Source organism: Streptomyces sp. 15-116A, assembly GCF_025290915.1.
Classification (GTDB): domain Bacteria; phylum Actinomycetota; class Actinomycetes; order Streptomycetales; family Streptomycetaceae; genus Streptomyces.
In genome coordinates, this window is record NZ_JAOCQE010000494.1 from 1 (window position 1) to 2,181 (window position 2,181).

Here is a 2,181-nt window from a genome sequence, read left to right on the forward strand (position 1 = left end):
CGAGGCGCTGTCCGGCGACCTGGCCGACCCGCACCCCGGCAGCGACAGCCGCCGCGCCACCACCGTGCTCGCCCAGCTGCTCGGCCCGTTCCGCGCGGTCCACGGCCGCTTCCCCTCCGTACCCGAACTGCGCCGGCTCCTCGACGGCGCCCCCGGCCCGCTGGCCGCGCTGCGCCAGGGCCTGACGGAGTCGGGCCAGGAGTCGCTGCTGCGCGAACTCGACGCCCGGGAGCGGCAGCTGGCCCACCCCGGCGATGTGGGCGGGGTGCTCGCCGACCGGGTGGCGCTGCTGGACCGGCCGGCCTTCGCGGGCTTCTTCGACACCTCCGGGCACTCCCGGCCGTTCTCGCTCAAGGCGCTGGACCACCCCGTGCGGGTGCGCGTCGACCTGCCCGAGCGGGGGCACGCGGACGCCTCGCGCATCCTGGCGCGGCTGGTGCTGGCGCAGTTCACGGCGAGCGTGGCGGTGCGCGAGGACCGGTCGCTGTTCGCGTGCCTGGTGATGGACGACGCGACCGGCGTGATCACCCCCGAGGCCGTCCGCGCGATCCAGCGCCTGCGGTCCGCGAACGCCGGTGTGGTGCTCACGCTGCGCACCCTGGACGACGTACCGAGGCCGCTGCGCGGGCCGCTGCTCGGGGCCACCGGATGCCGGATGGCGCTGGCCGGGCTCACCCCGTGGGACGGGCAGGACTTCGCCGAGGTGTGGGGCAAGGAGTGGACCGAGGCCAGGGACGTCACCGACCGGCAGATCATCGCCGAGAGCCCCGCGGGCAAGGCCGCGCACGCGCTGCGCCGGGCCATCACCGGCAAGGCGCCCACCGCGCGGGCCGTGACCGTCCGGCAGGTCGAGCGGGAACGCTGGTCCGCCTCCGAGCTGGCGCACGGGCTGCCGCCCGGGCACGCCGTGCTGTCGCTGACCGACGTCAAGGGCGAGCACGCGCCGCCGCTGCTGGTGGATCTGCGGGGGTGAGCTGAGGCGGGCCGTGCGGCCGGGGCGGGCGGGGGCCGTCTGAACGCCCGGGCGTGCGGCGACCGTACAGTGAGGCAGAATCGACACAGGCCGTTCATACGAGGCGGCCAAAAGATCACAGCACTCACACAGTTCACGCAGGTCACGCAGACACCCGGACCCGAAGGCACACAGCCCCCATGCCACCGACGCTCGCCTCGCTCGTCCACCACTCCGCGCTGAAACTGACCGTGCGCGCGGGCGAGGACCGGCTCGACGTGCCGGTCCGCTGGGCGCACGTCAGCGAACTCGCCGACCCCGTGCCGTATATGGAGGGCGGGGAGCTGCTGCTGATCACCGCGCTCAAGCTGGACGCGGAGAACCCGGAGGCGATGCGCCGCTATGTGAAGCGGCTGGTCGGCGCCGGTGTCGTCGGGCTCGGCTTCGCCGTCGGCGTCAACTACGAGGACATACCCGAGGCCCTCGTCCACGCGGCCGAGGAAGAAGGGCTGCCGCTGCTCGAGGTGCCGCGCCGCACCCCGTTCCTCGCCATCAGCAAGGCCGTGTCCGCCGCCATCGCCGCCGACCAGTACCGGGCGGTGACCGCCGGGTTCGCGGCCCAGCGGGAGCTGACCAAGCAGGCCCTGACCGACGGGCCCGAGGGACTGCTGGCCGCCCTCGCCTCCCAGGTCGACGGATGGGCCGCGCTGTACGACGCCTCGGGTGCCGTCGTCGCCACCGCACCGGAGTGGGCCGGCCGACGGGCCGCGCGGCTCACCGCGGACGTCCAGCGGCTGCGGGAGCGGCCCGCGCCCGCCTCCTCCGTCGTGGCCGGCCCCGACCACGAGGACCGGGTCGAGCTGCACTCCCTCGGCACCGGCCGCCGCCCCCGCGCCGCCCTCGCCGTCGGCACCGCCGCCACCCTCGGCACCGCCGAGCGCTACGCCCTGCACTCCGCCATCGCCCTGCTCACCCTCACCACCGAGCGCTCCCGCTCCCTTCAGGCCGCCGAACAGCGCATCGGCGCCGCCGTGCTGCGCATGCTCCTCGCCGGCGAACCCGACCACGCCCGCGCGGTCGCCGGGGACCTGTACGGGGGCCTGCTCGACGCGCCGTTCCGGATCATCGTCGCCGAGACCGGCACGGCGGCCGCCGCCCGCGAGCGCGGCGAGGCGGGCGGCGACGCCCTCGGTGTCCTCGCCGAGGTGGTGGAGTCGGCCGCCGCCCGC

The 2,181-nt window shown here is 75.9% G+C and carries 1 protein-coding gene and 1 pseudogene; both read left to right on the forward strand.

Annotated features, from left to right (window positions below; all coding sequences use genetic code 11):
• Positions 1-973, forward strand: a pseudogene (locus N4P33_RS34795) (ATP-binding protein); the annotation flags it as partial.
• A 179-nt stretch (positions 974-1,152) separates the two neighbouring features.
• A partial coding sequence (locus N4P33_RS34800; protein WP_260830907.1) for a PucR family transcriptional regulator ligand-binding domain-containing protein occupies positions 1,153-2,181 on the forward strand: 1,029 nt, incomplete at its 3' end.